At 36.8% G+C, this 13,380-nt stretch carries 11 protein-coding genes and 1 pseudogene; 9 read left to right on the top strand and 3 right to left on the bottom strand.

What is annotated here, in order from left to right:
• Window positions 1-57: 57 nt before the first annotated feature.
• A complete protein-coding gene (locus OOL07_RS02180) occupies window positions 58-3,135 on the top strand; it encodes a M20/M25/M40 family metallo-hydrolase (RefSeq protein WP_264694727.1) in 3,078 nt (1,025 codons plus the stop codon).
• A gap of 18 nt (window positions 3,136-3,153) precedes the next feature.
• A pseudogene (locus tag OOL07_RS09300) lies at window positions 3,154-3,333 on the top strand (hypothetical protein); the annotation flags it as partial.
• A 13-nt stretch (window positions 3,334-3,346) separates the two neighbouring features.
• On the opposite strand, the gene tehB reads toward OOL07_RS09300, so the two are convergent.
• Both tehB and OOL07_RS02190 read right to left on the bottom strand, forming a co-directional pair.
• Complete coding sequence (gene tehB / locus OOL07_RS02185; RefSeq protein ID WP_264694729.1) at window positions 3,347-3,949, bottom strand: tellurite resistance methyltransferase TehB; 603 nt, start codon at window positions 3,947-3,949, stop codon at window positions 3,347-3,349.
• Between the two features lie 336 nt (window positions 3,950-4,285).
• Window positions 4,286-4,906 carry a DsbA family protein gene (locus tag OOL07_RS02190; protein ID WP_264694731.1) on the bottom strand — a complete coding sequence of 207 codons (621 nt, stop codon included), beginning with the start codon at window positions 4,904-4,906 and terminating at the stop codon, window positions 4,286-4,288.
• Window positions 4,907-5,014: 108 nt separating this feature from the next.
• On the opposite strand from OOL07_RS02190, the gene OOL07_RS02195 reads away from it, so the two are divergent.
• Window positions 5,015-6,106 (top strand): LecA/PA-IL family lectin, encoded by a 1,092-nt coding sequence (locus OOL07_RS02195; protein ID WP_264694733.1) that lies wholly within the window; start codon window positions 5,015-5,017, stop codon window positions 6,104-6,106.
• Between the two features lie 26 nt (window positions 6,107-6,132).
• Here OOL07_RS02195 and OOL07_RS02200 read toward each other — a convergent pair whose 3' ends face one another.
• Complete coding sequence (locus OOL07_RS02200; RefSeq protein WP_264694735.1) at window positions 6,133-7,302, bottom strand: YncE family protein; 1,170 nt, start codon at window positions 7,300-7,302, stop codon at window positions 6,133-6,135.
• A 163-nt stretch (window positions 7,303-7,465) separates the two neighbouring features.
• Here OOL07_RS02200 and OOL07_RS02205 point away from each other — a divergent pair, with 163 nt between their 5' ends.
• From OOL07_RS02205 to OOL07_RS02230, 6 genes are all read left to right on the top strand, one after another.
• Window positions 7,466-7,999, top strand: a complete 534-nt coding sequence (locus OOL07_RS02205; protein ID WP_264696308.1) for an SMI1/KNR4 family protein — start codon at window positions 7,466-7,468, stop codon at window positions 7,997-7,999.
• 90 nt (window positions 8,000-8,089) lie between these two features.
• Window positions 8,090-9,226 (top strand): NnrS family protein, encoded by a 1,137-nt coding sequence (locus tag OOL07_RS02210; protein WP_264694737.1) that lies wholly within the window; start codon window positions 8,090-8,092, stop codon window positions 9,224-9,226.
• A 35-nt stretch (window positions 9,227-9,261) separates the two neighbouring features.
• Window positions 9,262-10,275, top strand: coding sequence for a mitochondrial fission ELM1 family protein (locus tag OOL07_RS02215; protein ID WP_264694740.1), 1,014 nt, complete (start codon window positions 9,262-9,264; stop codon window positions 10,273-10,275).
• Window positions 10,265-10,885 carry a 2OG-Fe(II) oxygenase gene (locus OOL07_RS02220; RefSeq protein WP_264694741.1) on the top strand — a complete coding sequence of 207 codons (621 nt, stop codon included), beginning with the start codon at window positions 10,265-10,267 and terminating at the stop codon, window positions 10,883-10,885. Before OOL07_RS02215 ends, OOL07_RS02220 begins: the two co-directional genes overlap by 11 nt.
• Window positions 10,886-11,021: 136 nt before the next feature.
• Entirely contained in the window at window positions 11,022-12,815 is a 1,794-nt protein-coding gene (locus OOL07_RS02225) for a glycoside hydrolase family 15 protein (protein WP_264694742.1), read from the top strand.
• Between the two features lie 162 nt (window positions 12,816-12,977).
• On the top strand, window positions 12,978-13,343 hold the full coding sequence (locus tag OOL07_RS02230; RefSeq protein WP_264694743.1) for a hypothetical protein: 366 nt from the start codon (window positions 12,978-12,980) through the stop codon (window positions 13,341-13,343).
• Window positions 13,344-13,380 lie beyond the last annotated feature (37 nt).

The following is a 13,380-nucleotide window of genomic DNA, read 5'->3' on the forward strand; positions in this document are numbered from 1 at the left end:
TCTATATTCGCTCAAGAGCTTTTTCTATCGGCCCTATATAAAAAAGCATTATTAAAAATGAAACTTTATCAAAAAATTTTTATTAATTTACTTTTCTTAGTAATCTCTCCGTTATTACAAGCAGAAGAAATACACCATCAGCTAGAAATTTATTTAGATCCCGATAGTCATCATCTTAAAGCGATTGATACTATTACTTTACCTGATTCTTACCCATCTCCTATTACATTTCGTCTCCATAATCATCTTAATCCTCAACTAGAAAGCCCAGAGATTCAATTAAAAAAACTAAAAGAAAGCGAATTTACAGAAGATTACATTCTTACTTTTCCCAAAGGTGTGCATGAATTTACCATAAATTATGAAGGTGAAATTTTTCATTCTATTAAACCGATCAGCCAAGAATATGCCCATAGCTTTAGTGCTTCGTCAGGTTTAATTGCATCAGAGGGGGTATTTTTAACCGGCGGAAGTTATTGGTATCCACAATTTGCCAACGATGGACTGATTACTTTTTCCTTAACTACTCATCTCCCTCAAAAATGGCATTCAGTAAGTCAAGGTATTCGTACCCAGCAAAATGATCAAGAAATTTGGAAAGAGAACCATCCTCAAGAAGAAATTTATCTGATTGCAGGTCAGTTTACAGAATATGATGGAAAAGCTGAAAATGGGAAAGTCACTACCATGGCTTTTCTTCAACACCCAGATCCTGGTTTAGCTCATAAGTATTTAGAGGCAACTAATCAATACTTGGAAATATATCGATCCCTGATTAGCTCCTATCCCTACGGAAAATTTGCTTTAGTAGAAAATTTTTGGGAAACCGGCTATGGGATGCCTTCCTTTACTTTACTTGGCACTAATGTGATTCGATTCCCTTTTATTCTCCATTCTTCCTATCCTCATGAAATTCTCCATAATTGGTGGGGCAATGGAGTCTATTTAAAGTATGGCTCTGGAAACTGGACGGAGGGATTAACTGCCTACTTAGCAGATCATCTCCTTAAAGAACAACAGGGAGAAGGAGTTACTTATCGGCGAGAAACCCTACAAAAATACACGGACTATGTAGAAGAATCTCGAGATTTTCCCTTAACCCAATTTCGGGGTCGAGACAGTGCAGCCAGCCAAGCAATTGGCTATGGAAAAACTTTGATGATGTTTCATATGCTTCGTCAAAAATTAGGGGATAAAACTTTTATCAAAGCACTACAGAATTTTTATCATCAATACCAATATGCACCAGCTGGTTTTAGCGATCTAGAAGGGTCTTTTGAAAAAACGAGCGGGCAGTCGCTGCACTCTTTTTTCAATCAATGGATCACTCGTCCTGGAGCACCTTTATTAAAAATTAAATCTGCTCAAGTAACTCCTAAAGAGGGCAAGTATATACTCACGGCAACTATTGCCCAAGTCCAAGGGGGAAAACCTTATCAACTTGCTATCCCTACTGCCATTTATTTAGAAAATTCAGAGCAAGTCTATCAAACTCAAATTGAGTTTGATAAAAAAGAGCATAGGATTGAGCTTACTTTTTCTAATCGCCCTTTAAAATTTGAAATTGATCCTCAATTCGATGTGTTCCGCAGGTTAGATTCCAATGAGATTCCTCCCGCCTTAAGCCAAGCCTTTGGGGCTAAAACTGCACTGGCTATATTACCTGCTTCAGCATCTTCTGCTTTAAAAGAAGGTTATCAACATTTAATTGAAACTTGGCAACAGGAGGGGAGGAATATTAAGGTAGTTATGGATAATACTATTGATAAGCTACCTAGCGATCAAATGGTATGGCTTTTAGGCTGGGAAAATAAGTTTCGATCAGTTTTTCATCGATCCTTAGAAGGCTACCCCTATCAAGCAAATGTGGATAGTGTAAAGATTAAAAACCATATGCTTAATAAAACACATCATTCAGTAATCGTAACTACTCGCCCTGAAAATAACCTACATCAAACTTTAGTATGGATTGCTACAGATAATGTTGCTGCACTACCTGGGCTTACCCGAAAATTACCCCACTATGGGAAGTATAGCTATTTAGGATTTGCTGGCTCAGAGCCTGAAAATATAACGAAGGGGCAATGGTCAGTGATTCGATCACCTATGTCTGTGCTATTTACTCAAGACTCATCTGCAATAAAATCTACCTTACCACTACAAAAATCTTTAATTTCCTTATCTTCCCAATTCAACCAAGATCAAATGATGGCTGACATTCAATATCTAGCTGATCCTAAGCAAGAGGGTCGGGGTCTAGGATCGTCAGGACTAGAGCAAGTAGCAAAATATATTGAAAATGCGTTTCAAGAAGCTGGATTTAATCCTATTGAACAAAAGTGGATAGAACATATACCACAAGCAGCCAAAGAGATGGCCTTGAGTAATATTATTGGTACTTTATCTGGCACTGATCCAAGTCTGCCGACTATTGTGATTGGTGCTCATTATGATCACTTAGGCAAAGGTTGGCCAGATATGCATCAAGGAGATGAAGGGAAAATTCACCCGGGGGCAGATGATAATGCCAGCGGAGTGGCAGTGATATTAGAAATGGCTCGATCGTTAGGCACTGGATGGCAGGGTAAGCGAACGCTTACTTTTATTGCTTTTACTGGAGAAGAAGCAGGAAAATTGGGATCTACTTATTATGTAAATCACCTAACTCAGCCCGTGATGACAATGATTAATTTAGATACAGTAGGTCGTTTAAATAAAAATAAGCTTTTGATTTTGGGTACTCACTCTGCTAAGGAATGGTCTTATATTTTTCAAGGGGCTAGCTATGTTACTGGCGTGCCTATAGAGATTGTTACTCAGGATTTAGATTCTAGCGATCACAATAGTTTTATAAACGTAGGAATTCCTGCAGTACAACTATTTACGGGTGCTCATAGGGATTATCATCGACCTACAGATACGATAGATAAAATAGATTCCCTAGGACTGACTAAGGTAGCTGCCGTGTTGAAAGAAGCTATCGATTATTTGGCTAATCGGAACGAATCTTTAGCAGGAGAAAATACTATACAACCCACACTACCACTTACTAAATCTAGTAGAAAAGTAACGCTAGGCACTGTGCCAGATTTTAGCTGGAAGGGAGAAGGGGTTAGACTTTCAGGGGTGAGTTAAGATACTCCTGCAGAATTACAAAAAGGAGATATTATTATTAATATCAATCATCAGCCTATCGATAATCTCACTGATTTTTCTAAAATTTTAGGAAAACTAAAAGCAAATGATTCCATAGTCATTACTTTCTTAACTTTCTTAACTTTCTTACGAGGTAAATTAGAACACACTGTGACTACCCAAGTTATCTCTCGGTAATTTTAAAATAAATTTATTCGGCTTGTTTTTTTGCAAGCATAGTTACAAATTTCAGCTTAATAGGATTACCTGCTGCATCTCTAGCATGCATAGAACCTACCTCTTCTTCATAAATAAGTAGATCCCATCCTTGGTAGTATTGAGCTAATTCCCCTTCAGTAAACGTAAAAGAAAAAGGCATGTGGCAAGGAAAATCCTTGGTATTCATGGCAGAAACAATTAAATTGTGTCCTCCTGGATTTGTTTTTTCCTGCATATTGGCAACAATGGTAGGTATTTGCTGAGGCTCTAAGAACATAAACACTACGGTAGCTACGATAAAATCATAGTTATCCCCAATGGATGCTTGATTCATATCATAAATTTCAGTTTTTATTTTAAATCCTTCAGTATTTGCTATTTCATGAATTACATTAGCTGTACTTGGGTTATAGTCACTTGCAGTCACATCAAATCCAAGTAACCCTAGAAATAAAGTATTACGACCCTGCCCACAGCCTAAATCTAAAACTTTACAAGGTTTTACGTGCTCTACGGCAGAGACTACCGCTGAATGAGTTTTGGTGATTCCATACTTTTGCTGAAAATAATCGGCAGCAGGAGGATTGGAGATCATGATTTTGTCCTTTATTAGCTATGAAAATTGAATATCCTAACATTATAAAAGGCAAAAAAAACCCCTAGAATTCTTCTAGGGGAATAATAAGGAGAGACACATAGATGCAGATGTTCATTTGTGCTGTAACACGATTTAAAGACAGGATATTAGGAGGAAACCCACCTTTAAATAAAATCTAAATCTTTGCGTTAGGTATAATTTACTATGGTATATGGACCTAATAAAGGTCCACGATTATCATTTTGTATGAGTCCAATAATAAGATACGAATGCTTTTGCTAAAGTAACAAAAGATAACTATTTATTTGATTTTTAATTGTTTAGCCAATTAAATTAAGCAGTTAAGATAGATTCTATCGTGCCTAATACGATGGATGAGTCTAAATAATGATGTAGGATAGAATAGTATTGTTTTTTATGTTGTAGCACTAAACTAGGAAAAGTACTTATCTTTAATTGTTGGCAAAACTGGATTTGCTGTTCCAGTTTCTGCTGTGTTTCTGGAGCATTTAAATCACGAAAAAATAGCTCTTTATTTAACCCTAATGCTTCAGACAGCTCAATTAATACCGCTTCGTTGAATGGATTCCTCGCCTCGAGATAATAAGCTTGTTGAATTTTTAATATAATTTCCTCTCCAAACTGATCTCCTTGATTTAAAGCAGCCAATATTGCACGACAGGCAGGATAAGTGGATCTACAGGGCTGATTCTTTGTCCAAAAATCAAAATTAAATTGGGTTTGAGGTACTTCTTGTTGGATTTTTCGCCAAATCCCCTGAATTTTCTTTTGTAGCACAAAAGGCATTGGTTCATTTGTATCTGGAGCTAGTCCACCAAGTACATAAGCAATGGAAATTTTGCACTCCAGTGTCTTTTTGATCTCTAGCCAAATTGGGCGAAATGCCCAATACCAACTACACATGGGATCGTGGATATAGTAAAGGATAGTCATTAGCAATAATCAATTCAGTTACTTAAATTAGCATGAAGTCATGCAGATGATATATCCTGTACACACGCTTACCAAGTATTAAAAATAAAAAGAGATTTTGTACTACTTATGAAAAGCTATTTATTTTTTAGCAATCAATATATTCGCTATGACAATCATAGTGTGAAAATAGATACTGGGTATCCCAAACAAATCAAAGACGGCTGGTCTATGTTACCTCAAGGGTTTCATGGAGATTTAGATACTGCTATGAGCTGGGGTGGGAAAGCCTATTTTTTCAAAAAAAACCAATGTGCTGTTATTGACCTACATCGTCCTAACATACCTGCACAAACAGAATCAATTACTACTTTTTTCCCAGGACTTAAAGGGGTAACATTCTCATCTACATTAGATGCAATACTACCTATAGTCGTTAAGAATATGAATTTTCTTATGCTTTATAAGAAAGATCAGGTGGGTATTTATAATCTAAATATTGATAAATTACATATGGTTTGTACCATTAGTAAGTTTTTTCCAAATGCAGAACAAATTGGCATTAATCAAAGTATAGATACAATAGCTCATTATCATGATCCATCTCGTTTAATCATTACCTTAGGTAACAAACATGTAAGATACGATCTCTCTAGTGAAGTTGATCCTCCTACCTATAGACGTACCTTAGATATTAGTGCCTATTGGCCTGATATTACTTTCTCAAAAATTCAAGCAATTTTCCAAGTCAATGGTGATGAAATCGTAGATTCAGCAAAAAAATTACAGGCTTTAAATCAACCCATTTTAGGTCAAACCCTGCTACCAACCCCCAGTATCAGAAAGGTTGGGCAATGCAAAATACTAGCTACAAAAGAAGGCTGGCAAGATAGTGGTATTTTCTTACAAGGGGGAGATATTATTTCAATTAAAGCTTCAGGCAAAGTAAAATACGGATCTAACCCAAATCAAACTTCTGATGCAAATAGAACAGGTGGTTTAAAAAATAATAAGCTGTTTCATCCAGAGGGAGTGCCATATGCACTTCTCATGAAAGTTGGTAACAAGTATATCCGCACTGTAGGTAAGCATGTGGATTATTTAACCATTCCTAACAGTGGACCTTTAAGATTTGCCTATAACGGTATGAAAGGTACATATAACAATCATTCTGGTACTTTCAATGTGGAAATTTACTTATCACTACCCCCTACTAAATAGGGGGTAGGGTCATTTGCTATATCTTTCTAATGTGACATGGGGTTGTCTTTCATCCACTGAGGTAAAAGCACAATACAATTTGGATTAAATCCTTGATTTTTTAAGGTATTGATCTGTTTAATAGCTTTACCTTCTTTTAAATCAATCACTGTAATAGAGCCATCGCGCATTTCAGGTAAATTAATAAAACTATTTTGGACAAAAGCATAATGACCATCTGGAGAAAAGCCCACATGATGAGATCCAGGAGCAGCTGCAATTGCTTTAATTAGTTTAGGTTTTTGAGGATCTTTTACATCAAAAATATTGAAATAACCGGGGTTTGCGGTCGTAATAAAAAGCTGGTTTTGCTTTGGGTTAGGATAAATTTCTAAAGGCACTGCTTGCTTCAATGGAGCAAAATCAATTACCTGCTGGAAATCAAATGCTTTCTTGCTTTCATTCCACACCGCAGACCAAGTGGTTCCATCTAGCCAGTTGTTAATATAAGCAAGAGGGGGGTTACTATTAGGGACAAAAATAGCCTCTACCGGTGCAGCTCCTGCAGGAGAAGGTTTATGGGAAACTTTATGATTAGAGAGTATTTTCCCGGTACTGGCTTCAATTACAGTCACTACCTCCCCCGGTTCTTGACCATCTGGGCGAATAGTATTGGTAGCTAAAATCCGATCGATTTTTTCATTAAGGTCCAACCCATGGGGGTAGCGAAGATAAGGCTTGCCAGAAGGTGGGGTTTGAATAGTTTTAATGGGTTTATCTGTAGTAGCATCTCCTACTACAATGGTACTTGATCCCATACAGCTTAAATACCAAGTTTTATTATCTTTGGTAAATACCATGTCTTCTTGTACTTGGCAGGTAGGGGTCCCTACTGTTTTCATCCGATAAGGAGATTGTTTCATATCTAATATATGAAGGGTGCTCTTACCTAGGGCAGTGATATAAGCTTTGCTTAAATCTTGATTGTAAAAAATATGGTGAGCAACTAAGTCATGAGGTAGGGGAATATCCATAATCATTTTGCCAAAATTTGCAGATTGAGGATCTACATCAATAATGGCTAATCCCTCTTTACGTACCGGATTATCTGGTTTTGATTCATAATTGAGCATAGCTAGAATTTCCCCTTGAGCATAGGGGATAAAACTACTTAGAAGCGTTATTCCTAACGCTAAAGATAAAGAGCGTTGTTTCATAATAAAAATTCCTTATTAAAATAGCTAAACAAGATTCAGTAAAGTTTAAATATTATAGGGTAAGCTAAAGAGAGTCATAATCTATCTACTTTAGAGCTTAAAGCTTATTTATGAGTTCATAATGAAAGAAATTTAGCAAGCGATTGAAACAAAATTAAATGAAATTGCCCCTAATGTTTTAGAGAGTTTAAATAGTGGGGTAACTGATGAGGAAATTCACCACTTAGAAAGTGTGTTAGGGGCTCAATTGCCTGATGATTTTATTGTATTTTATAAAATTCATAATGGGCAAATCTCAGAGGGTCCGAGCTTTATTGACTGTGAAGAGTGGCTATCATTTGAAGGCATTGAATATCAATGGAAAGTTTGGAAAGAGCTTTTAGATGGGGGTGCTTTTTCAGAGGGTGATTTTAAATCAAGCCCAGATATAGAAGTGAAAAATGATTGGTGGCATCCTTGCTGGATTCCTATTACTTATGATGGTTCTGGGAATCACTATTGTCTAGACTTAGTGCCTACAAAAGAGGGTAACCACGGGCAAATTATTAGAATGTGGCATGATGATGATATTCGCCCTTTGATCGCCTCATCATTTACAGCATGGATAGAGGATTACAAAAATAAATTAATTCGTGGGCAATTAATCTATTCTGAGGATTATTTTGGCATTATTGATGAAGAAGAACTAGAGAATTAACGTATAATCTCATGTAGATAAACACTACCGTTAGTGTTAGTAACAACATAAAAAATTATAAATCATCATTACCTAATATTTCTTCTCGTAATGAGCAGTCAAAAATCCAAACGCTTATTTTCAGCAGATATATTTTTCTTCCCCCTTGCTGCCTTTTTTGCCGCAACTGTTATTCCCACTTGGTTGATAGTGTTACAAGGATGGGTTTCTCTCCCAAATCATCATTGGCATGGTCATGAAATGCTGTTTGGCTATGGACTAGCGGTAGTGTGCGGCTACTTAATTAACCGAGTTTCCCTACTAAGCATAAGCATACTGTTATTAAGCTGGATTGGTGCTCGATTAGGGGCATTACATTTACTAAATATAGGGGTTCTTTCTATTCTGCCTAATTTAATCTTTGTAGGATTTGCTATTTCTCTAATCGCTCCCCCTTTTATAAAAGCAGCTAAGAAACTAGAAAATAAAGTTTTTGGTCCTTTATTTATTGCCATGGGGATTTGTGAATTGATTTACCAGCTAGGGGAAATTAATGTTCTACCCTTTGGTATTAGCCCATTTATCTTACTTATTACCGTAGATTTATTTAGCTTATTATTATTTCTTATGGGAGGACGAATTCTAGCTCCTGGCATTGCTGGGCATTTTTATCGGAAGGGATATTTCCTTGAAGCAAGAGTTCAGCCTAAAATTGAGCGAACCGCTATTGTGATTATCATTGCTATGACTTTTTTTGATCTCATTCCAAAAGCAACGATGGTCTCTGGGGTGCTTGCTTTTGTGGCTGCCGGTGCAATCGTGATTCGTATCTTCCGCTGGAAAGTATGGGGTATTATGGACCAGCCTCATTTGTGGATTCCTGTGCTAGGTTATACTTGGCTTACCTTAGGTTTTTGTCTTAAGGGCTGGATTCAAACGACAGGTAATCCTTTTCCTATTGTTGATGGAATTCATGGCGTTACCATTGGTGCTTTAGGTACCTTAACCTTAACCATTATGGCACGTACTCGATTGCAAAGAAGTAAACAAGAGCTAGAGGATTTTAAAGATATTAAGCAAGCTGCGTTACTTATTAGTTTAGCTGCCTTATTACGATTAGCGACTCCTTTAGTGCCTTCCTATACAATGGTATTTTTATGGTGTTCAGCACTCGCATGGTGTGTTGCTTTTATTTTTCTATTCTGTAAGCTTATTCAAATTAGTTATAAAGAGCTTAATCCTTCTTAGAATCAATATTTATTTAAGCAGTTATTATAAATAACATGATAGATAGTATTGCCTATCAATCTCTCAGTGCTTGGGTTATGACTGATGGTAAGATTGGGATGGAAAATCAAGCTCGTGGCTTAGCAGAAGCTATGAGTGTAGCTTATAACATAAAACAAGTACAACTTCGGTTTCCTTGGAACTATATAAGTCCTTTCGTTCAAATGGGGAAAAAATACTGTTTGCAAAATAAAATAGAATTGGGATTTACTCCACCTTGGCCTAATATAGTAATTGCCTGTGGACGAAAATCTATCCTACCTGCCCTTATGGTCAAAGAAGAAAGTAATGCTAAGATTATCTACTTACAATCTCCAGTGATTAGTGCAAAATACTTCGATTTGGTGATTGCCCCTGCTCATGATGCACGAGCTACTGGGGAGAATGTATTGTATAGTATTGGTGCACTCCATCGAGTTACAGAACAACAATTAAATCAGGCTCATGATCGTTTTTCCTATCTCTTTTCTAAATATTCTCAGCCTCGCTTAGGAATTTTACTAGGGGGCGATAATAAAGCGTACCACTGGGATCAAAGTATAATACAAAAATTAATACAGGAACTTAAAGCATTAATTACCTACCAAAGCCTATCAGTATTCATTACCCCTTCTCGGCGCACCGATTCAAAAATTATCCAATTACTAAAGGATGAATTTAAAGAATTTAGCTCAAAGGTTTATATTTGGGATACAGAAAAAGAAGAAAATCCCTATTTTGGAATTCTTGCTTGGTCTGATTTTCTCTTAGTAAGCTGTGAAAGTGTCTCGATGATTAGTGAGGCCTGTGCTACCTATTGCCCCGTATATCTTTTGAGTCTACCTGGAAAGAGGGATAAAAAATTTCAAAGCTTTCATCGAAATCTTGAGAACTTAGATCGTATTAAATGGTGGAAGGGAAAGCTAAATCAATCCTTAATAAAGACTCAATCTTTTGATGAAACTAAAATGATTGCAGCAAAAGTAATTAAATACTTATATATTGATCCGGAGAAAAACTATGCTTCTTGATCAGAATAAACTCATTAATACGGAAGTTGTAGAAAATCCTTTTTCTCATTTTGTTGTGACCGATTTAATTAATAAAAATAATTTACTAGATATTTATAATGACTATCCAACAATTGACCATCCAGGCAGTTATCCTCTAGCAGCACTTCAGGTTAGAGAAAAATTTTTAGCTTTAATTAAAGAATTAAAAAGTTCTTTTTTCGAAGAAATTTTAGAGGAAAAATTTAAAATTCCACTAAAAAAATACCCTTTGCTCATCACTGTGCGGGGAAAATGTGCCTTTAAAGATGGAGCAATCCATACCGATAGTGCAACAAAAATCATCACTGTCTTACTTTATCTTAACGAGCATTGGGAAACATCAGAAGGGCAGCTGCGGTTACTTATGGATGGAAAAAATATTGAAAATTACTTTACGCAAATCTCTCCACAAGCTGGAACACTGCTTGCCTTTAAGGTTACAAAAAACTCATGGCATGGACATCTACCTTTTGAGGGAATTCGCCGGGTAGTTCAGATTAACTGGGTAAGTAGTGAATTTGTTGCGAGAAAAACCTTAATTAAACACTATCTTTCATTTAAGTTTAAAAACTTAATGAAAATAAGATAAGAAATCTAATATATATTAATGTTTCTTTAAATATATTTACTTAAATAGTATTTTTATTAAAATTTTTAGCTTATTAACTATAATTTTACAGCTAGAAAATAATAATATGAATCACTGTCTATTAATGGAGGACTAAATGGGTAAGCTAATTGAAGACTATGGCCTAATTGGTAATATGGTCTCTTGTGCTCTCGTTGGGATTGATGGATCTATCGACTGGCTGTGTCTACCACATTTTGATTCAGATGCATGCTTTGCTGCTTTATTAGGTACTCCAGATCATGGTCGTTGGCTCATTGCCCCTAAAGAGGAAATTAAAAATACAACTCGGCACTACCTGCCTAATACGCCAATTCTAGAAACGACTTTTGAAACAGAAACTGGGGCAGTATGTGTTACTGATTTTATGCCCCTAAGTACAAATGAAAAAAAAGTAGAGTTACTTCGAATTGTCCGTGGTATCCGAGGACAAGTAGATATGGAAATGGATATTGTCCTTCGTTTCCGTTATGGAGAAACTGTGCCTTGGGTACGGCAAACAGACTATGGTATTCGAGCAATTTCAGGACCTGATACAGTAGAGCTACTCACGCCTATTCCTCTATATGGGGAAAATATGAAAACTCGATCTCGTTTCACAGTGACGGAGGGGAGTTATGTTCCCTTTACGCTAACTTACCATCCTTCCCAAGAAGAACCGAGGTTTATTAGTGATAGTCGGGCCGCTTTAACAGTGACCTCAGATTGGTGGCAGGAATGGGCTAGTCGTTGCTATAACGCTCATGCTTCAGTCCCACCAGAGTGGCGTGATGCAATTGTACGCTCTCTAATTACCCTAAAAGTAATGACTTTCCAACCTACCGGTGGAATAGTGGCTGCACCTACTACTTCACTTCCAGAAGAAATAGGAGGGGAGCGACAATGGGACTACCGTTTTTGTTGGATTCGAGATTCGGCTTTAGCCCTTCATACCTTTTTAAGTTCCGGATACATTGATGAGGCAAAGGCATTTAGAGAATGGCTGCTCCGAGCTGCAGCAGGGCATCCCGAGCAAATGCAAATTATGTATGGGTTGCGGGGAGAGCGCAGGCTGACAGAAGAAGAGTTGCCATGGTTACCAGGTTATGAGAATAGTCGACCTGTACGAATTGGTAATGGTGCTTACCGACAAAAACAGCTCGATATTTATGGGGAGCTTATGAATACTACCCATTTAGCAAGAATGTCTCAAATCGGTAGTGCTACTTCATGGCAATTCCAATGTACTTTGTTAAGGAATTTAGAAGAAAATTGGCACTATCCTGATGAGGGAATTTGGGAAATTCGAAGCGATCAACGACACTTTACCCACTCGAAAATGATGTGCTGGGTTGCTTTTGATAGGGCAGTAAAAGCAATAGAGATATTCGGTCTAGAAGGCCCTCTAGATAAATGGAAGCAAATTCGAGAAGAAATTAAAACAGATATTCTTACCCATGGATATGATTCAGAGCGTAATACATTTACCCAAACCTACGGTCACCCGGGGTTAGATGCTTCTTTATTATTATTAGGAAAAACCGGCTTTTTAGAGCCTACCGACCCTAGATTTATCGGTACAGTTGAAGCTATAGAGAGAGAGTTGATAGAAGATGGATTCGTACTCCGCTATCGCCCAGAAGAATCTACCGATGGGCTTAGTGGTAATGAAGGTGCTTTCCTTGTATGTAGTTTTTGGCTGGCAGATGCTTATGCCTTAATAGGTCGTCATAATGATGCAGTCGTGTTATTTAATCGATTACTCTCTATTCGAAATGATTTAGGATTACTTGCTGAAGAATATCATCCTGGCTTAAAACGCCAATTGGGAAATTTTCCTCAGGCTTTCTCCCATGTAGGTTTAATTGATGCAGCCCATCATCTATTACAAAGTTATGTACCCCAACCTTAGTCTCTATTCTTACTAGTTAGAGATCTTAAATCGCTATAGATGATGCAATCTGCTATTTTATTTAGTGTAGCTAAGTTAGATAAGTGTTTATTGATTTTATTTATACTCTATACCCGTATAATAAGGAGTATATAATAAACAGTAATAAGAGGAGTAAATGTAATGAGACAGCATACCTTAGCTTTCGTTATTAGTATGATAGTAGCTAATTTAGTATTAGTTCCTTTTGGATTTGCTGATAAACACTATTCAGCCGATGAGCTCAATGAAATTATGGAAAGTGGTAGAATTCCTCTTCAAGATAGTAATGCCACTATGGAGAATGAAAATATGATCTTTAGTTCCTGTAAAGCTAAAGTAGACACAATAATAGGTGAGGCTAAAGAAAAGCACTTACCTAGTAAAATAGTAATGAGTAATGATAGTGCGTATATTGCAAAAGTGTGGACAGAAGATGCGGCTATTACCTATACCTGCCAAGCAAAAGCAGCAAAATTAATGACCTCTACTTCCCATTATCACGAATAATATTAGTTTATTGCTTAGGCTTAAGGTAGCCCACTTA

The sequence above is a fragment of the Candidatus Nitrosacidococcus sp. I8 genome (assembly GCF_945836005.1).
GTDB lineage: Bacteria > Pseudomonadota > Gammaproteobacteria > Nitrosococcales > Nitrosococcaceae > Nitrosacidococcus.